The organism is Echinicola pacifica DSM 19836, assembly GCF_000373245.1.
In the GTDB taxonomy this organism is placed as follows: Bacteria; Bacteroidota; Bacteroidia; order Cytophagales; family Cyclobacteriaceae; genus Echinicola; species Echinicola pacifica.
In genome coordinates this window covers 120,849-140,926 of sequence record NZ_KB890759.1, presented here as the reverse complement: position 1 = coordinate 140,926, position 20,078 = coordinate 120,849, and the positions used below count along the sequence as shown (strand labels likewise).

Annotated in this window: 10 protein-coding genes and 2 tRNA genes; 5 read left to right on the top strand and 7 right to left on the bottom strand. The window is 41.5% G+C overall.

Features of this window, described 5'->3' with window-relative positions; all coding sequences use genetic code 11:
* Nucleotides 1-131: 131 nt before the first annotated feature.
* On the bottom strand, nt 132-680 hold the full coding sequence (locus B050_RS0121015) for a hypothetical protein (RefSeq protein ID WP_018475935.1): 549 nt from the start codon (nt 678-680) through the stop codon (nt 132-134).
* A 790-nt stretch (nt 681-1,470) separates the two neighbouring features.
* The gene (gene lhgO, locus B050_RS0121005; RefSeq protein ID WP_018475934.1) at nt 1,471-2,670 is read right to left on the bottom strand and encodes an L-2-hydroxyglutarate oxidase; all 1,200 of its coding nucleotides are present in this window, start codon (nt 2,668-2,670) and stop codon (nt 1,471-1,473) included.
* A 369-nt stretch (nt 2,671-3,039) separates the two neighbouring features.
* Between lhgO and B050_RS0121000 the strand changes: the two genes are divergently transcribed.
* The gene (locus tag B050_RS0121000) at nt 3,040-3,909 is read left to right on the top strand and encodes a formate/nitrite transporter family protein (protein ID WP_018475933.1); all 870 of its coding nucleotides are present in this window, start codon (nt 3,040-3,042) and stop codon (nt 3,907-3,909) included.
* A gap of 41 nt (nt 3,910-3,950) precedes the next feature.
* Here B050_RS0121000 and B050_RS0120995 read toward each other — a convergent pair whose 3' ends face one another.
* From B050_RS0120995 to B050_RS0120975, 5 genes are all read right to left on the bottom strand, one after another.
* On the bottom strand, nt 3,951-5,132 hold the full coding sequence (locus tag B050_RS0120995) for a class I SAM-dependent rRNA methyltransferase (RefSeq protein WP_018475932.1): 1,182 nt from the start codon (nt 5,130-5,132) through the stop codon (nt 3,951-3,953).
* An 82-nt stretch (nt 5,133-5,214) separates the two neighbouring features.
* Nucleotides 5,215-6,834, bottom strand: coding sequence for an ABC-F family ATP-binding cassette domain-containing protein (locus B050_RS0120990; protein WP_018475931.1), 1,620 nt, complete (start codon nt 6,832-6,834; stop codon nt 5,215-5,217).
* Between the two features lie 147 nt (nt 6,835-6,981).
* Nucleotides 6,982-8,202 (bottom strand): multidrug effflux MFS transporter, encoded by a 1,221-nt coding sequence (locus B050_RS0120985; protein ID WP_026236070.1) that lies wholly within the window; start codon nt 8,200-8,202, stop codon nt 6,982-6,984.
* 467 nt (nt 8,203-8,669) lie between these two features.
* Nucleotides 8,670-8,743, bottom strand: a tRNA-Asp gene (locus tag B050_RS0120980).
* A 104-nt stretch (nt 8,744-8,847) separates the two neighbouring features.
* Nucleotides 8,848-8,921, bottom strand: a tRNA-Asp gene (locus B050_RS0120975).
* A 384-nt stretch (nt 8,922-9,305) separates the two neighbouring features.
* On the opposite strand from B050_RS0120975, the gene B050_RS0120970 reads away from it, so the two are divergent.
* The 4 genes from B050_RS0120970 (at nt 9,306) to ilvA (ending at nt 20,058) form a co-directional block, all read left to right on the top strand.
* Nucleotides 9,306-10,952, top strand: a complete 1,647-nt coding sequence (locus B050_RS0120970; RefSeq protein ID WP_018475929.1) for a tetratricopeptide repeat protein — start codon at nt 9,306-9,308, stop codon at nt 10,950-10,952.
* A 627-nt stretch (nt 10,953-11,579) separates the two neighbouring features.
* Nucleotides 11,580-17,687: a M4 family metallopeptidase gene (locus B050_RS0120965; protein ID WP_083923316.1), complete on the top strand. Its 6,108-nt coding sequence runs from the start codon at nt 11,580-11,582 to the stop codon at nt 17,685-17,687.
* A 79-nt stretch (nt 17,688-17,766) separates the two neighbouring features.
* On the top strand, nt 17,767-18,399 hold the full coding sequence (locus tag B050_RS0120960; RefSeq protein WP_026236069.1) for a porin family protein: 633 nt from the start codon (nt 17,767-17,769) through the stop codon (nt 18,397-18,399).
* Between the two features lie 405 nt (nt 18,400-18,804).
* Complete coding sequence (gene ilvA / locus B050_RS0120950) at nt 18,805-20,058, top strand: threonine ammonia-lyase IlvA (protein WP_018475925.1); 1,254 nt, start codon at nt 18,805-18,807, stop codon at nt 20,056-20,058.
* The last annotated feature ends 20 nt before the right edge of the window (nt 20,059-20,078 follow it).

Here is a 20,078-nt window from a genome sequence, read left to right as displayed (position 1 = left end):
TTTGAAGTAGGGTAGGAGGCAGGCCTGTTGATGTAAGGTGCTGATAAGTAAGGGGCTACGAGATCTAGGTAGTTAGCACATAAAAAACACTAGGTAAGATAGGGAGCTGCGCCATTAAGTGGTTTAAGGCTCTAAAAGCTGATACCAGCGGTAAACGGGCTGAAAGAACTTTCCTGATTTATCGTTATTCCTGATTGGATATAGATGGTCACTACATCTAATAATTGATAGCTAAAGCCAATATTAAATTCTGCCATGGCAGTACCTGTACCGGATTCATATTGGTTCCAAAGGTGAGAGCGACCCACTTTTATTCCTAAAATTGGGCTAAGCTTATAATCTAAAACCCTAAAATTAATGTCTGAATAAACCGACAGCCCATCATAGCCATCAATATTAAGATAACCAAGACCCAATCCAAAGTACCATTTATTTAAGGTCAGGCCATTAATTATAGAAAATTCCATTCCATCCCCATTCGATTTATAGCCCTCCCAATTTGCACCTGGGTCGATATCCACCAAATGATCAATATGGCTATAATAGCTCACCTCAGTTTTAATGGAATACCTCACCTGACTCCACGTGGAATTGCTCAGGCATATCAATAAGAAAAAGCAAAGGAGTGCTTTTGGGATTTTACTTTCCAAAATGGCTGATTTACCTCTAAAACGGAACATTGGGCAGGAATTGATGTTTAAAAATATACTTCAAAAAAATATGGTTTAAAAATTTAAATATATCAAATTATTAATTTCTGTCTTTTGCTGTTAATTATTAATTGTAATAAGAATATTTTACTAAATATTGGTCTGAAATACTAGCCCCGCATTAGCTGATCCCAGGAGGGTTTTCTTACCTACTTACGTCTGTAAGATAGGCCTCAGTGAAAAATATACAATAGTCGAATTTGTTTTTAATGAAGTATTATGGTTTGATTATCAGTGTACTTGACTTGTTGCTTCGGGGGAGAGTCCTGAAGGGGACTCAATAAGCGGTATTTTTTATTAAGATTTTTCGGACTTCAAATTGACAGATGTCTTTCCTTCCAAGGTTTACTTATGACAATGCTATATTAGAAAATATACCTTTGTATTTATGTGTGTTTTTCATTTTAGTTATTGATTTAAATAGATGTTGTTTTGTGTAAATTATTAATATATAATAGTTAATAATTGATTAAACTTGTTTTTAAAACCTGAGGTAAGAAGCTTATGGATTGAGCGAAAATGGTAATTAAGGAGTTAGCCTTGGAGGGGAAGATCAAGACCCTTGGGACTGGGGCTGAATTAGATAGAATAGGTAAGGATTTTTAATTTACTTCCAATAGACTAAATGGAAGGGTAAAAATGGAAAAGTGATTGGGAATAGGAGGGGCGAAATAAATGATAAATGGTGAAAAAGTAAAAGTACAATTCGCCCTCTCAAATATCTATTGAGAGGGCGGTAGACTGATATGCTTATAATTGCTTAAAAACGTTTTATTGCCAAATTGCTAATGGTTTCTCCAATGGCGAGCGAGGAAGTGGCTGCCGGGCTTGGGGCATTTAGCACATTGATAGCGTAGGGATTTTCGGTGATGGCAAAGTCATCCAAGAGTCCTCCAGTTCTATCGCAAGCTTGTGCGCGGACCCCTGCGCCTCCATCTACCAAATCATCCTCTTTGATATCCGGGATTAGCTCTTGAAGCGCAGCGGTAAAGGCAGCTTTGGAGAAGGATCGATAGTATTCGCCAATTCCTGTTTTCCAATATTTCGCGGCAACCTTCTGTAAGCCGGGCCAGGTAACGGCTTCCTTGAACTCTCTAAGGTTAAAATCTGTCCTTTTATACCCCTCTCTTTTAAAAGCCATGACCGCATTAGGCCCAGCTTCTACGCCGCCTTTCATCATGCGAGTATAGTGCACGCCCAGGAAGGGGAAATTAGGGTCTGGAACGGGATATATTAGGTTCTTGACCAGGTATTCCCGCTCTTTTTTGATTTTATAATATTCACCTCTGAAAGGAATTATTTTCACATCCAGGTCCATTTCACCATTCATATCCGCCACCTTGTCGGAATATAATCCAGCACAGTTGATCAATGTGCGGGTCATAAAAGTCCCTGAGGAAGTGATAATTTCGGAGAGCTTATTATTATGGTTGATCTTTTTTGCTTTATGATTAAGGAATATTTCTCCGCCAAGAGCCTTGAATTTTTCCCCATAAGCTAGCGCTACACGCTTATAGTCCACGATTCCCGTTTGAGGGACGTGCAATGCTCCCACGCCGGCACAATAGGGTTCGTATTCTTTAAGTTCATCCAGACTGATCTGCCGAGTGCCCTCCAATCCGTTTTCCAGCCCTCTTTTGAGAAGGGTTTGTAGCTGAGGCAGTTGCTCCTGCCGAGTGGCCACCACTACTTTTCCGGTGATTTCGAAAGGTATATTTTCCTCTTCGCAGAATCGTACCAGCTCATGATATCCACTTATGCAATTGATGGCCTTCAGAGAGCCAGGTTTATAATACAAGCCTGAGTGAATCACCCCGGAATTATTGCCGGTTTGGTGTTTTGCCAGTTCATTTTCCTTCTCCAATATCGCTACTGTCAAATCTGGCCTTTTCTGTTTTAGCTTTAGTCCGGTTGCTAATCCCACAATTCCCCCGCCTACAATTACAATATCATATGTCATGCTAGATGCAAATAGGTTTATTTAAATTAAAGATGCTGTTATATGAAGCTACGCAAATATACATCAGAATGATCAATACTTATAGCTCCCAAGGCTTACAATAAAGCCAATTTTAGGATAAACAATTATCCTTCAAAGAGAGTTTTACCAATCGACCTAGTTTATTATAAGGGAGTATGAGGAATAAAGGAATAAGGGAGGAATGATCCAAGGTAATGGGGTGATTTTGCCCAAGCTTTTCTATCTTTCACTAGCTGAGTGGCATAGGTCTGAGAATACCGATTATGTCTTAATATTAGGATATAAATCGCTTTATTGAGTAAATTAGGTATGACTTTTGACAAAATGTGATTTTTACGAAAAATAATTATGAGCGATACAGAAAGCGATAAGGAAGAAGCCAAACGTCAGAAAAATATTGATTCTGAGCTAAAAAAGTCTACTTCGAAATCCAGTGATGGTGCCAAATCTCATGGGGAGATTTTGAAGCAGCAGCTGACGGAGGGTTTGGAAACCTATGATAAGAAAGCCAGCAGTTTATTATTGAGCTCAGTGACCGCTGGCCTGGAGATTGGCTTTAGTTATTTACTTATCTGTACGGTATATTCTTATTTTTCGGATGAAATGTCAGAGGCGGACAGCTATAAGCTGACGGCTTTGGTGTATCCAGTGGGCTTTATTATGGTGATTCTTGGACAGTCTATTTTATTCACAGAGCAGACTTCCTTATTGACCTTGCCGGTGTTAAATAAGAAGAGAAGTCTTAGGAGTTTACTGAAAATCTGGGGGCTGGTGATTAGTGGAAACCTTATTGGTGGGTATACAATTGCTTTATTACTCCTCTGGATCGGTCCAAAACTCGGGATCTTTGACTATGCGGTGGTCGAAAAAATAGCCCTTCATGCCACCGAATACCCTAGCGAAGTCATTTTTACCAGTGCCATTCTTGCAGGATGGTTGATGGGCTTATTGTCCTGGTTGATGTCATCCTCCCGGGATACCTTAAGTAGGATCGTGATTATCTTTATTATTACCGCCATGATGGCCTTCACGGGTCTTCATCATAGCATTGTGGGGAATGTAGAGGTATTTGCAGGCCTGGTAAGCTCACCCAATATTCAATTTGCTCGTTACCTCAACTTTCAATTCTTTGCATTATTTGGAAATGCAGTAGGAGGGGCTGTCTTTGTCGCCTTATTGAAGTACAGAGCTTTTGTATATAATATTGATGTGAAATAATAAGAGGGGAAGGCGAGGAGATGTTGCCTTCCCCTATATTCTTATTCCACATATAGAATAAGTCCTTTCAAGTATTCGGACTCGGGATGGAAGACATTGACAGGGTGATCGGCAGGCTGTGAAAGCTGCTCGAGAATTTTGATGGACCGCCCCACTTGTATGGCTGCAGCAGTGATGGTGTTTGCAAATAGCTTCTTATCCACCACTTGAGAGCAGCTAAACGTAAATAGAATTCCTCCGGGTTTGATATGCTTTAAGGCTTCGGCATTTAGTCTTTTATAAGCCTGCACGGCGCTGTGACGTGCTTTGATGTTTTTGGCAAATGCTGGTGGATCTAAAATGATAAGATCATAATCCTGGTCGATTTCTCGGATATATTTTACCACATCAGCCACCTTAGACTCATGTTTTGCCGTCAAATTAGGGTTTAGCGCAAGATTTTTCTCGGTAAGCTCTATGGCGGCCGCTGATATATCCACTGAATGCACCTCAGTGGCTCCACCCTGAAGGGCTGCTATCGAGAAGCCTCCGGAATAACAAAAAGTATTGAGGACTTTTTTTCCTTTAGAATACTGGCCTACTAGCTTGCGGTTTTCTCGCTGATCGATGAAGAAGCCAGATTTTTGACCTTTTTCCCAGTCGATCTCGTATTTGCTACCACTTTCCAGTACCACCTGATTTTTCGGGCTTCCGTACAGCAACTGGTTTTCAGCTTTTATACTTCCTTTTAGGGTTTCTGAAGACTTATCATAAACCGCTTCCAGCTGGGCGCCATAGACGTTTTGTAAGGCCTTTACGATGGAGTCCCGCTGGGCATACATGCCCATGGTGTACGCCATGAGGACCAGGGTGCCTTGGTAATAGTCGATAATTAGGCCAGGTAACTGGTCTCCTTCTCCATGTACCAAACGATAAGTCGTGGTCTGCTCACTATCGGTAAGACCAATGGTTTTTCGCATTTGGTAGGCTTGGCTTAGCCGCTTGTTCCAGAAAGTATCATCAATCTGAACCTCCTCGAAACTAATGACCCTAACGGTGATAAAACCAGCTTGATAATGGCCAATGGCAAGAAACTCCCCCTTGCTGCAAAGGACTCTTACAATATCTCCATCCTGAATCTGAGGATCAGCTTGTGCGATGGCTCCGGAAAACACCCAGTGATGCCTTCTGCGGATGGATGCATCTTTTCCTTTTTTGAGGGTAATGGCTGGATAATTTTCCATAGTCTTATACTAAAAAAGTCCCTTCATACTGCTCCATCGGAGACGGTACAAAGGGACCTAATATTGTTATAAATTATAATGATTAGCCCTTTGGATACATGCTTTCGCGAAGCTCCTTGATCTCAGCGCTTTCCAGATAATGGTCATAGCTCATCCTTCTATCGATGGTACCATTCGGCGTGAATTCTACAATTCTATTTGCAGTAGATTCTACGAAGGCATGATCATAAGAAGACAGCAATACCGTCCCATTAAAATCAATTATGGCATTGTTGAAGGCAGTAATCGATTCCAAGTCAAGGTGATTTGTTGGCTCGTCCATGACCAGCAAGTTAGGGTTTTGGAGCATCATTTTAGAGATCATGCAACGTACCTTTTCTCCTCCGGAGAGAACCGAAGAGGACTTCAATGTTTCCTCACCTGTAAATAGCATTCGGCCTAGGAAGGTCCTTACATAAGCCTCCTCCTGATTAGAAGAAAACTGTCTTAACCAATCAATAAGATTTTGGTCAGTTTTGAAGTAATCTGAATTGTCATTGGGCAAATAAGCCTTATTGATGGTAACGCCCCATTTCAATTCTCCGGTTTGAATAGGGATTTCGCCCATAATCGTTTGGAAGAATTTATTTACAGCCTGCTTGGTTTTCGAGATAAAAGCAACCTTATCTCCCTTGTCCACCATGAGGTTGACATCTTTGAAATAAATCGTTCCATCATCTTTTAAGCTTAGGCCTTCTGTCATAAAGATCTGATCACCTGCTTCTCTTTCTGGCTTGAAGATGATGCCAGGGTACTTTCTAGTGGAAGGCTGGATTTCATCCACATTCAGCTTTTCTAGCATTTTTTTCCTGGCAGTGGCCTGCTTGGATTTGGCCACGTTTGCCGAGAATCGCTCGATAAACTGCTGGAGTTCTTTTCTTTTTTCTTCTACCTTCTTACCCTGATCGGTTTTCTGCTTTGCCGCGAGTTGGGAAGACTCATACCAGAAGGTATAGTTACCACTATAAATTTTTATTTTTCCAAAATCAATATCCACGATATGCGTGGAAACTGCATCCAGGAAGTGTCTATCGTGAGAAACAACGATCACTAGGTTCTTGAAATTCACCAGGAAGTCTTCTAACCAATTGATAGTATCAGAATCCAGGTCATTGGTAGGTTCATCAAGAATAAGGATATCAGGATTGCCAAATAGTGCCTGAGCAAGTAATACTCGTACCTTTTGGTTACCGGCGAGCTCCTTCATTTGCAGATGGTGAAGGGATTCATTAATGCCAAGTCCAGACAGCATAGAGGCTGCATCAGATTCCGCATTCCAACCATCCATTTCAGCAAAGTCAGCTTCAAGCTCTGAGGCTCTTAGTCCATCAGCTTCAGAGAAATCCTCTTTCATATAGATGGCATCCTTTTCTTCAAGAATAGAATAGAGCTTCTTATGGCCCATGATGACAGTTTTCAGTACTTCCACTTCATCAAAAGCAAAGTGATTTTGGGACAATACCGCCATCCGTTGACCGGGAGTGATATTGATCTGCCCAGAGGTGCTGTCTTGGTCACCTGATAGGATCTTTAGGAAAGTTGATTTTCCAGCACCATTGGCACCTATCACCCCATAGCAGTTGCCAGGCGTGAATTTTAAACTTACTTCATCAAAGAGTGTTCGTTTTCCGAACTTTAAGGATAAATTATCTACTGATATCATGAATTATGAAATTGCTGTTTTACCAAAGCGCAAAGATACAAATTAAATTTTGGCCTCAGAATATTATAAATGTAATAATGCTACAAACTGTCAATAGTTTGCGATTATTTTCCTACTTAACGTTTAGTGGTGATGGATAGGCTTTTATCAACAGTTGGACATTTCAAGGTCCCTTTTTCTGGCTGCCTTTCTTTTGGAGGTATCGATCACTAAGGTCAATAGTCCACCTAGAGCACAAAAGGTCATCATTATCACCATGGGATTTGCGGTGCCATTATGGAAAATACTCACCGCTGCGGATACCACACCCCCCATAGCCATACGGCTGGAGCCCATCAGCGCAGCCGCACTTCCGGCATTTCTAGAAAATGGAGCCAAGGTCAAGGCAGCCGCATTAGGATTGCAGAGTCCATGGCCAGATAGAAATACAAACATGGCCATCACTAAGGTATAGACATTAAACCAATCATTCCAAACCCCCAAAATCAAAAAGAAACCCACAATAGTTTGGTAGGTCAATGCGACTTTTATGATCTGCTGATTGGTGTATTTTTTAAGTAAAATATGGTTCAATTGAGTGGAGCCAATCATCGAAGAAGCTAACAGGGCAAATATCCACCCATATTGCTGCTCTGAAACGCCATAGATATTCATGAAAACATCTGCAGATCCCGAAATATACGCAAAGGGTGTAGCACCAGCGATAGCTCCAATAAGCATATAAACCAGGAATTGGCGGTTCTTAGAAACTTCTATATATTTCTTTACCACCTGAATCGGACGCAAGGAGACTTCCGTATCCGGCTGTGCTCCATCTGGCAAGTAGAAGAAACTGGCGATTAATATCAATGCAGTAATACTGGCTAAAATGGTAAATACCATATGCCAATCATAATGTGCAGTCACATACCCCCCCACTGTCGGGGCTATCATCGGCGAAATAGCGATCACCAGCATCAGCATCGCCATGGCTTGGGCAGTTTTGGTGACTGGGAAAATGTCCCTTACCATCGCCTGAGCAGCGACCATGCCTGCACATCCACCGATGGCCTGCAAAAACCTCATCAAAATGAGGTTTTCCACGCTAGTGCTCATCGCACATCCCAAGGAAGCAATAATATAAATTACCAAACCTACATATAAAGGCTTCTTGCGACCATATCGATCAAGTAAAGGGCCATAAAACAATTGCCCTACCGCGATGCCTACCAGATAACTGGTGAGTGAAAGCTGAACATTGGCAATGGTAGTATCCAGGTTTCTGGCGATCGCCGGAAATCCAGGTAAATACATGTCGATTGAGAAGGGGCTTATGGTACTCAATGCCCCCAAAATCAAAACTACTAATGTATATTGCTTCTTGCTCATGCCCATTTAATGATGGTTACTCTTTCTCAATTCTTCTTATAAATAATTCCAACACCCATTTTTTCTACTAAGTTCATAAAAATGACTAGATATAATTACTTTTTTAATAAGCAATTATGGTTTTTATTACCAACTGAATAATTGTTAAGAATTGGATTTAGTATATCTGAGTTATATGCTGATTATAAAATTGAGTTTTGGGAGGAGGGAAGTCTGGAAATTGACCGCGTTACGCTGGATTAAGTCCAAACTGGCAGGCTATCCCTATTAGGGTTTATTCGCAGCTATCCAATTTCCAAGTTAGCTTGGCTTAGGAAATAATGAATCATTAGTATTAAAACCTAGTGGAAGACGGCATAGGTTGATTCATCGAATCATATTAATCAGTCTATTGAAATTCGTAGGTCTTACTTTGGGGCCAAAGCTATAAAAACAAAAAAGCCTTACAAAATTTGTAAGGCTTTATGCGGAATGGACGGGACTCGAACCCGCGACCTCCTGCGTGACAGGCAGGCATTCTAACCAACTGAACTACCACTCCATTTTTTTTGTCTTTTAGAATTTACTAGCTTTCGCTAATTCTGAGAGACTCAACTTCCAATTCGGAAATCACAATGCTTGAGATTTTAAATCAAAAAAGCTAAGCGGAATGGACGGGACTCGAACCCGCGACCTCCTGCGTGACAGGCAGGCATTCTAACCAACTGAACTACCACTCCGTTACTATTTTGAACAACTTTCGTTGTGCTTTTTCTTTTTGTTTGTCTCAACTCCTCGTTTGAAGTGATGCAAAGGTACTAGTTCTCTTTATGAATGCAAAACATGGGCGAAAAAAAATCCCTCCTTATACCTTACCTGTCTCAATTTCAGTGAAATAAATTTCAATTTATTTTTGTGACAATGCAGAAATAACGACGATAGATTACTATTTCGCCATTTTGGGGAGTATATTTACTTACCATCAGGAGAAAAAAACAGGCTCTACTCCATTTTTTTTATTTTTTTCTAAATAATCATAGGAATATAAAAGGAGCTGAATCTCTGCTATTGCAAAGCATATATTTCAATTTGTTATATTTACAAACTTGGGAAAGAAGACAATTATGGTAAAAAGTAGGAAAGCGTGGGTATTTGCATGGATTTTTTTGAGCAATATTGGCCTTGTTTATTCCCAGACCTCTCCGGACAAACTAATTGATAGCCTTAACCTCACCGAGGGAAGAGAGGAGCGAATCGCTTTAAGTTTAGAGATTGCCTCCAGAATTATGCATACCGACTGGGATCGTACCATCTGGTACCTGGACTTGGCGGAGAAAGAGGCGCGCAAAACTCCCGATGAGGAGCTCAACCTTGCTAAGGTATATATGGGAGCTGCCAAAATATATCATTCTAAAGATGCCTTGGATATTGCTCTCGATTATTATCTCAAAGCCTATGAAATCTATAATTCCCATGATAAGGTATTGGAGGTAGCTAAAATAGAAAATAACCTTGCTATCATCTATGCCCAAGGGAATAACCCTGAAAATAGCCTTCAGTTTTTTGAGCATGTCTATCAAAATCAGGTAAACAATAAGGATACCATCAATCAGGTGAAGGTGTTGAATAATATGGGCACGCTTTACTTAAAGGAAAATGTGGATTCTTCTTTGTATTATTTTGGCAAAGCTCTCGATATCCTGCAATATATAAAGCGGAAAGACCTGGATATCTATGTATATACCAATTTTGGAAGAGCTTATGGTCTCAAGGGTGATTCTACCATGGCCACGATGTATTTTCAGAAAGCCAGCTCTCTACTGGACGAGGAACTTGACACCTCACTAAAAACTTTTGTGTTTCAGTCTTTAGCGGAATATCACCTTGGAAATGATAATCTGGAGGCTGCAATAGCTAATGGTCTCAAGGGAATAGGGCTTATCAAAGAAGATCTGTATAATTTTACTGGGCAGCGATTTAGCCAGATTCTTTACCACGCTTATTTAGGACAGGAAGATTACCCCTTAGCAGCGCGATATTTCCAATTATATGATGGCATCAGAGATAGTCTCAACGTAGAAGAAAAGGCCGTCAATCTGGAGCGATTGAGACTCGAACAAGATTATAAGAGCCGGGAGAAAATAGAGGAGTTGAGTGAAGATAAAAGGAAATCACAACTATATGTAGTGGGGCTTTTACTGGTTATAGGAATACTAATCCTGACGATCTTGCTGATTAGGTATAGGAATAGCAGCATCAAAAATCAATTGGAGAGAGAAATCCTTAATAGAAAGCAGGAAGATCTAAAACAAAGCCTAGATGCCAAAAATAAGATGTTGGTGGGCAAGGCTATGACCGAAATTCATCGGGCCGATATCATCAATGGAATCAGCGATGACCTGAAGGAATTAAAGCTGAATTCTGGTAAAAGGGAAACTCAGGAGGCTATCGATTATATTCAACGGCGTCTGCAGAAAAATGAAAACACTCAGATTTGGAAGGAATTTGAAATTAGTTTTGAGCAGGTGCATCAGTCTTTTTATGAAAACCTAAATAAGCAACACCCAAACCTGAGCCCCAAGGACAGGAGGCTTTGTGCCCTGCTTTCTTTGGACCTAAGTACCAAGGAAATTTCACAAATTACGGGTCAATCTTTCAAGTCCGTAGAGAATGCTCGCACTCGGTTGAGAAAAAAGCTGGAAATCACACATGAGAGGCTTAATATTTCCACTTATTTGAATACTTTTTCAGCAGATAGCCCTATTGAATAATATTTAATTAAAACACTGATAGTCTATACCTTATTGTTTTTTGAGTGCTAGGTGAGTGGTCACTTTTTACCACTTAGTGTTTTTACGGTAGTCCTTTTTTTTTCTACTCCATTTTTCCAAGGTAATTTAATGTTCATTATAGGAAAATGAGAGTTTCATAATCTATTTGCTGCTTTTTATATTCTTTAAGCCAAGCAATGATTTAAGCTGAAACGAAAAATAATCACACTAATTATTTATACCAACTGCTGAGTTTGATGAGTAGAAATTCAGAAGGCAAAGTGTACTCCTTTGTCTTTGGATATTTCTGGGAAATTACGAATTGACAAAAAATGAAAAGCACTCATCCAGATTGAAAATAGTAGCAAAGCATTAAAAGAGTTTGACGAAGATATATGGTTTCATGGCCAGGTTCAGGGAAGTCTATATCCCTGTGATGGTACTCTGTTATTTAGAGAAAAATATGGATATCATGACACCATGTTTAGGTAGTTATTTAGGACTACGGTTGAGAATAGAAATTAGGTAGAATTCATAAGTACCCATCACAAACCTTATTTGACCCAAGGGGCAGCAGCAATGTTTCCTCACATTTTAATAAAGTATTCAAATTAAACCAGTTACAGTATGAAACACAAATACTCCAGAGCACGATTAGTACTGCTTTTGCCAGTGTTTTTTGTTTGTTCCCTAAGTATGGCCCAATCTCCATTTGAGACTAAGCAGAATGGCAATGCTGCCACTGCTGTGAAGGGACCAGAAGAGGAATACAGCAAAAAAGCGAGTGCTGAAGTGGTGAAAAGCCTTAACCAAATCGATTCGGTTTTATTCGACGATCAGGCAGAGATTAAAGGAAAAGAATTCTCTGATGAGGAGAGGGCTGTTTTTTTGCAACAGATGCAGGAAAGCCAAAAGTTTTCGACTGGCAATCTTGGATACAGTTCGCGACTAATCAATGAAGCGGACACCTCGGGAACCAAATTATACACTTTCGCCAAAACGGCTAAACTGAGTTCACAAAATGTCTTTGAGGTGCATAGAGATGCATTTGTATTGGCAGAAGAGGACAGAATGGAGCTGAAGTCAAGTTCTTCCAATTATGGAAGGAATCTCGCTACCTATCAGCAATTGCATCATTCAATTCCTGTGGAAGGGGCTATCTATAAAGTTCGTGAAGGAAAGGAAAAAATAGAAGCCTTTGGATTTATAGCCAAAAATATAGAGGTCAATAACCGTTATAGCCTTACTGCTGAGCGAGCACTGGATCGGGCATTGGCTTCTGTAAATGCAGATACTTATGTTTGGGAAAGTGAAAAGCTTTCTTCCTTGGTACGCAGTGATTTGAGTAAAAAGCCCTCAGGTGAATTGGTCTACGTAGGACCTAATTTTTCTTCTGCTTTATCAGAATATCACCTTGCTTGGAAATTTGATATTCTTGCGATCAGCCCACAATCCAGCCAAACCATCTATATAGATGCCAGCTCGGGAGAGGTAATACTTTCATTGAACTTGCATATGGATGCTCAGGTACCTGGAAAAGGGAAGAGCCGTTACTCAGGCTCAGTAAATTTCAATACAGAGCAATATTCGGATGGATTTCGACTGGAAGCTATCCAAGGAAAGCATGGCGTTCCGATCTATACCCTGAATATGAACCATGCCACCTGGCCAGTAGATGAAGTGCTTACCGACTTCGTAGATGAGGATAATAACTGGGACGATCTATTCAATGAGAATCATGACGAAGCAGCGATTGATATCCACTGGGGTATGCAAAAGACGGTGGATTATTATTCAGAAAAATTCAATAGAAACAGTGTGGATGGCCAGGGAATGACTGTTTTTGGGCTAGCACATTATGGTGAAAATGTATCCAATGCTTCTTGGACGGGCGGTTGGGCTCAGTTTGGAGATGGCAATGGTACTCCCTATGTAGGCTTAGGAATCACCGCGCACGAACTTACCCATGCGGTCACCCAATTCACCGCCAATCTGACCTATTCTGGGGAATCTGGCGCCCTAAATGAATCCTTTAGTGATATTTTTGGTGTGTCCGTTGAGTTTTATGTGGGCAAAGACTCCAAAGAAGATATATGGTTGCTAGGAGATGAGCTGTACCGCTATGGAAGCTTAAGATCAATGAGTGATCCTAATTCTCAAAGCCAGCCAGATACCTATGGAGGGAAATATTGGGCCAATCCTGCGAATACGAATGTGGATAATGGTGGAGTCCATATCAATAGCGGGGTTTCCAATTTCTGGTTTTACCTTCTTAGTGAAGGTGGTGATGGAGTCAATGATAATGAAGAAAGCTACTCGGTCACTGCTATAGGCCTCGAAAAAGCGGAGAAAGTAGCTTATATAACCCTAAGCGAATACCTCTCTCCAGCTTCAAGCTTTGCTGATATGCGTCAGGCTACTCTCATGGTGGCAGAAGACCTATATGGCCTTGGCTCCGAAGAGTATATTCAAATAACCAATGCCTGGCATGCCGTAGGGGTGGGTCCTGCCTATGCTGACCGACAGATCCAATTAGTTTCTTATAAGGTGCCTCAGACCACCTGTGGTCCTCTTTCGGGTTTTGAGCCTTATTTTATCACGGTTAGAAACACTGGGACTAAGGAAATTAAGGCCTATGAGGTGTTGAATTATAAGTTGAGAGTGGTTTTACGTTCCGGGTTTAGGTTAATAGAGATCTATTCAAATGATGGAAAAACGGTCTTTCCAGTTGATGTCCCTGTGGGTGGCGAAGCTGTGATTTCGGTTCAGGATGATATTCCATATATTGTACATACTGTGGCCACGAATTTGGTGGAAGTGAATTTAGATTTTGATCCTATAGAGGAATTCACTGCCCTCAAAGGCGTCGGCTTTATCTCAGAACTGGCCGTATTACCAGCGGTTCCAGCCTTTGACCTTTCCTTGGTGTCGGTGAATCTTCCCCAAACCAAAGGAGAGGCCTTACCCTCCAATTATTCTCTTTCTTTTAATATTGCCAATAATGGCTGTGAAACTATCCCTTCCGGAGATACGATCGCGGTGGGTTACACTAGTCCTATGGCGGAGATGGATACCTTATGGACCAAGCATTTGCTTACTAGCGACTTCATAGGTAAGTCTGAGATGGTGATCACCTTCGATAGCCCATTGGATCTGTCCACTGCAGGCTTGCACACCATTAATGGTATGGTGGCTTATGATAAGGATCCGGTGAAATCAAATAATACGACCTCTGGGGCCATCTATAACGGAATGATCGCAGAATTTCCCTATGAGGAAAATTTTGAAGGGACGCCAGGCGGATGGACCACGTCCTCTTTGGCCACTACCCAGAAATGGACATGGCAACCTTTCTCTTCAAAATTCCGGGGAATTCCCTCTAAGTATATGTGGGGAACGATCAATTATGGTGTTAGCAATTTGATATTGCCTAATGCTGACTTCACTTTGGAGTCACCCTTATTAGACTTTACGAATATTGCCTCTCCGCTAATGGAGTTTGATATGCTATGGTTGTTTACCACTGGATATGATGGTTTGATCATTGAGTACTCTGATGACCTAGGCCAGACCTGGCATAAGGCCACAAATGTAGATTATTATAGCACCAGACATTTCAATGATCTTGCAGAGGGTCCTTGGTTTTCAGGCGTGCATACCATCACGAGTGAGCCTCCATTGGTAGCCCACCTGGAGGAGCTTGCTGGTAAGGTGGGGATGGTCCGTTTTAGAGTATTGATGGATGATAGTCCGGAAAACTTTATTGGTGCCTATGTTGATAATATTGTTATCCGTGAGGCGCCAATGGATATTGAGGTAATAGCGGCTGATTTTGATGCAGGAAATTGCACAGTAGATCAGGCAAATGGTAAAGTGAATTTGAGTTTTATCAATAATTTTATTACCTCCAAGGAAGAATTGGAAGTTACTGCGCAGGTAATTTATGCGGATAGCTTGAACTTGGGCACGCTTAGTGAAACCTTAAGTTTCGACTTTAAAGGATTTAAGGACACGGTGCATTATACCCTTCCTGGTGTATTAAATTTTGACGCAGCTGGGGAATATGAAATTATAGTTTCTGTACGGTCTACTGGTGAGGTAGAAGATTATTTGCCAGAAAACAATAGCTATATTTTCCATGTAGATATCTGGGAAAATGAAGATCTGAAGATAGCAGAGCTTCCTTATAGTATGGATTTTGAAGGAGAAGACGGCTATAAAGGCTGGAGAACTTTCGAAAATGAAATGGCTAACGGCTGGCAGATTGGGGATAGAAAAGCCCTTGGTTCACCAGGATGGTTTATAGCCGATCATACGCAGTTTATGGCAAGTAATGATGACGTCTGCAACTGTGATGCCTCAGAGGATATGTTGGTTTCCCCGATTTTTGACCTCAGCAAGTATTCTGAAGCTTATTTGGCTTTTGACGCTTATGCAGACGCTTTGAGGTTGTCTGATGGATATGTGAAAGTGAGCACCGATGGCGGACTAACGTGGGAGACCATCATGACCCTACCGTATATCAGTGCGTGGATAGAGTATGACTTGGATCTAAGTACCTATGCAGGCCAGTCTTGTGTGCAGATTGCTTTTCATCATGATGATAATGGCTTGTTTGCCAGTGGATTTGCGGTGGATAATATAGTGGTAAGAAGCACGAAATTTGATTTTACCGTGACTGATTTGGTGGCCCCAGAGTTTGTGTATCTGGATGCCCCTTCACATCAATTCTTCCTCTTAGCCAAAAACAACAGTTATGGCGATGTGCTCAACTCAAAAGTGGAGTTTACCATCCTCAGGAATGGAACGGCAATAGGAGAGGCGATCACGCAGGAGATAAATACAAGCCTTGCCCAAAATGAAAATGTGATATTAAACCTTGAAAGTATTCCGGAATTAGAAGTCGGTAAATATGAGTTGCAAGCCACTTTATTGGTAGATGGAGAGGTGGATATCACAGATAATATGGCTTCAGCTTTCTTTGAGGTGATAGCCAAGGCACCACTGCTTACAGAGATCACCTTCAGTGATTTTGAGCAAGGACCGGTATATGGAACGATGGGCTGGATCAGTAATGAAGGCTCGGAGAACTATCCGTTTAAAGTATTGACTCAGTTTGAGAATCCTAACCTGAGCATGCCGAAGACTGATCACACAGGTGATAAGCCGGCCACCTTATTATACAATCAATTGGAAGGGGTTAAGTTTTATGGAGAAGTAATCAGCTCTTTCTATACCCTTCCTAATAGTGCATCAATGGAATTCTATTATGCGATGCAATCCAATGTCCTCAATGCTCTAATGCTGGATGTGAAAGTCCCCGGAGGAGAATGGGAATTGGTTTGGGAAGTGAATAATAATGGCGTCTATGTAGATCGTGATTGGATAAAAGCCGTGGTTAATCTTACCGAATATAGCGGCAAACAAGTGATGTTCCGTTTCCGACATGCCAAAGCTGGCGGTTATTCTTATATGCAGCTAGATGATATCAGCGTAAAAGAAGGAGACCTGGCAGATATTGCCATCGAACTACTAAGCCCGAGAGATGTCTGCGGATCTGAAGACGTGTTTTCTGTGAAAGTATCGAATAAGGGAAATATCGCAGTCGGAACCAATGCGGTAGTTCTTGATCTGCAGTACTTCAATACAGGAGAAATCTTAACAGAAACCGTGGAAGCGGGGATCCCAGTAGGTGGAAGTGTTATTTATACCTTCAAAAGCCCGCCAACCTTGGAAAACAAAGGTGATTCTCATGTCTTTAACCTGCATGCTACCATGAAAAATGAAAGTGTGGTGGATAATAATGATGTTGCCAACTTTGTTTACCAAAATGTAGGAAGCGATTTCACGATATTTGATACGACCACCGTGCATACTTATAGCGGTCAGGCCAAATTCCTGGATGCGAATAAGAATGTATTGTTTCATGAGCTGCGTGCAGCATCTTTTACCTGGAATACTGGTCAGACCACCGAATCCATTATGGTGACGGAGCCTGGTGTGTACACTGTATCGGTGAAATTTGAAAATGGATGTGAACGTTCTGAATCGATTGAAATTATCTTTGATGATTTTGCGAATGAAATGGTCGCTGGCCAACTATGTGGTCCGGATGTGATCCTCGAGCCGGGCGATTACAGCTCTTACCTATGGTTTGATGGATCCACAGAACCTATCTATATCGCCAAAGAGAATGGTGAATATTATGTGACCGTGTATAATGAACATGGCCTAGGTAAGACGCTTCGTACAGAGGTGGCAATAATGGATAATCCGTCTCCAGCAATCATCCGAAAGGACCTGGAGCACCTGAGCACCAATTTGGAAGCTAGCACTTACCAATGGAAAATCAACGGTAGAGTAATTCCTAACGCGAATAAAGCCTCAATTGTGGCCTTGTGGGAAGGTATATACACCTTGGAAGTACTCAATTCGACAGGATGTATCAGCGAATCTACGCCAGTATATGGACATGGATTGCTGGTAGGTAAAATGGTGAAAACATTTAGAGTTTTCCCAAATCCAACCGATGGAGAGTTGAATATTTTCCTTGCGGATAAGGTGGAAGGCCTGACCATGATCAATATCTACAGTAGTGATGGTCAAGTGAAGTATTCAGAGGAGTTTGCCTCCATACCTGAAAAACTTGATCTTAGTCAGTTGAGTCCGGGGACCTACATTTTAGAGTGTATCGTTCAGGGTGAGAAATTTACGGCTAAGGTGATCAGGAAATAACCGATCCATAATGGTGAAATTTTTGGGTGAGCCTTGACCTCTGTCGGGCTTACCCAATTCATATCAAACGATCCTAAAGATGAAAAAATATATTTTAATTGCATGCGCAGTATTAATGAGCTTCGCAAGCCAGGCCCAATCCTCTAATATGGGGATAGGTATTAAAGTTGGTTATAATTCCAGCTCCATGAAAAACTCCGGGGATATCATTACCACCTCTGGCAAAAGTGGAATAAGCTTTGGACTAATGGGGCTTATTCCGATCAGTGGAAACTTGGCATTTCAGCCTGAGGTTTTATATTCCCAGCAAGGAGCCGAACAGGAATATTCCTCAGGTGGCTTTAGCTATAAAGGCACGATGTCGATGGATTATATCAATGTTCCCCTGATGCTGACCTACACTGTTTTTAAGGGTGTTGCCATTCAGGCAGGTCCGCAGATTGGCTTCTTAATGTCCGCAAAGAATGATTATGAGGACAATTATCTAGGATACCAGGATGGTGACGAGCTCGACATTAAAGACCTGAGCAATGATCTTGATATAGGCCTAAATCTTGGCCTTGGTTATACTTTCATGGAGAAATATTATGTGGATGCACGGTACAATATGTCGTTTTCGGAGCTGTTTCCCGACCAGGAGGGACTAGGATTCGAACAAGCAGACTTCAAAAATAGAGTGTTCCAAATTTCTGTGGGATATCGATTTAAATAACACTTGCTCAATAAGGATCTCGAAAGGATCAAAAGGGGACTAAAGGCCTCATTTACTAACAATTGAGCGAAACTCAATTAATTGTTGACAACCTATTGATTTTCTCGAAAAGCCACTCTAAACGTTTAGGGTGGCTTTTTTATGGCTTATTACGAAGGCTGTAAAAGTAGAATTATTTGCAGGTAAATGTTGCTTCTATGGTTCAGTTGCGAGGAGAAAAGCAGAAATTCAGGATGTATTTTCTTACATTTGAAGGGGGATTTGATAAGCCATTGCAGTTTAGGGCAAAATAGATTTCACCACCCGAAAAAAACCGACATCATAAGATTAATAAGACACCGTCTATTGTGGATGAGGTTAAAGGCTCAGTTTACTTTTTTCATAGTAGGGAAATATAAAATATAAATGGAAAATCAAGTTTCAACAGAGGGAATATTACAAGCAAGCAAGGTGCTGGAAAGCTTGGTCACCAAGACTGCTTTGCAGCATAATCAACAGCTTAGCGAGGAATATGGCTGTCAGGTGTATTTAAAGCGTGAGGATTTGCAGGCGGTACGCTCCTACAAAATACGTGGGGCATTCAATAAGATGTCCTCCCTGACAGAGGCCGAAAAGGCCCGTGGGGTAGTCTGTGCCAGCGCCGGTAATCATGCTCAAGGTGTGGCATTTGCCTGCAATATGCTGGGTATAAGAGGAGCGATATTTATCCCTTCAACCACCCCCAGCCAAAAAGTCAGTAGGATGAAGCTCTTTGGCAAGGATCAAGTGGAGATTATTCTAGCAGGAGATACTTATGATGATGCTTACTTAAGTGCAGCACAATTTTGCAAAGAAAAAGAAGCGGTATTTGTACACCCTTTTGATGATCCTAAGGTGATTGAGGGGCAGGGTACCGTAGCCAAGGAGATTTTAGATGATGCGGATTTTCCGGTGGACTTTTTATTCTTACCGATTGGTGGCGGAGGCTTGGCTTCCGGAGCTTCAGTTTATTTCGACCAGTACAGCCCAGAGACCCAGCTGATCGGTACGGAGCCTGAAGGGGCGCCATCCATGAGCGAAAGCATCAAAGCAGGAGAAAATCTGGTGTTGGAGGATATTGATGGGTTTGTGGATGGAGCGGCAGTGAAGAAGGTGGGAGACCTTCCATTTTCGATTTGCTCCAAAAGCCTTGATGAAATGATCAGAGTCCCTGAAGGCAGGATATGTACCACTATTCTTAATTTGTATAATAATGAGGGAATTGTGGTAGAGCCAGCCGGAGCGCTTACTTTGGCCGCATTATCCCTATATGATAGGGAGAAGATTAAGGGCAAAAACGTGGTTTGTGTGATCAGCGGAGGTAATAATGATATCATGCGAACGGCAGAGATCAAAGAAAGGTCTCTTATCTATGAGGGGGTAAAGCATTATTTTATGATCCAATTTCCCCAAAGGCCTGGTGCGCTTAAGGATTTCGTCTCTAAGATCCTGGGGCCCAAGGATGACATTGCTTACTTTCAATTTACGAAGAAAAACTATAAGGAAAATGGCCCTGCAGTGGTAGGAATTGAGCTAAAAGATCCAGCGGACCTCGCAGGAATCTTCCAACGTCTCAAAGAATATCGATTTAAATATAATTACCTGAACGAAAATCTGGACCTCTTAGCACTATTGAGTTAATAGGTGAATCGCTATTACTG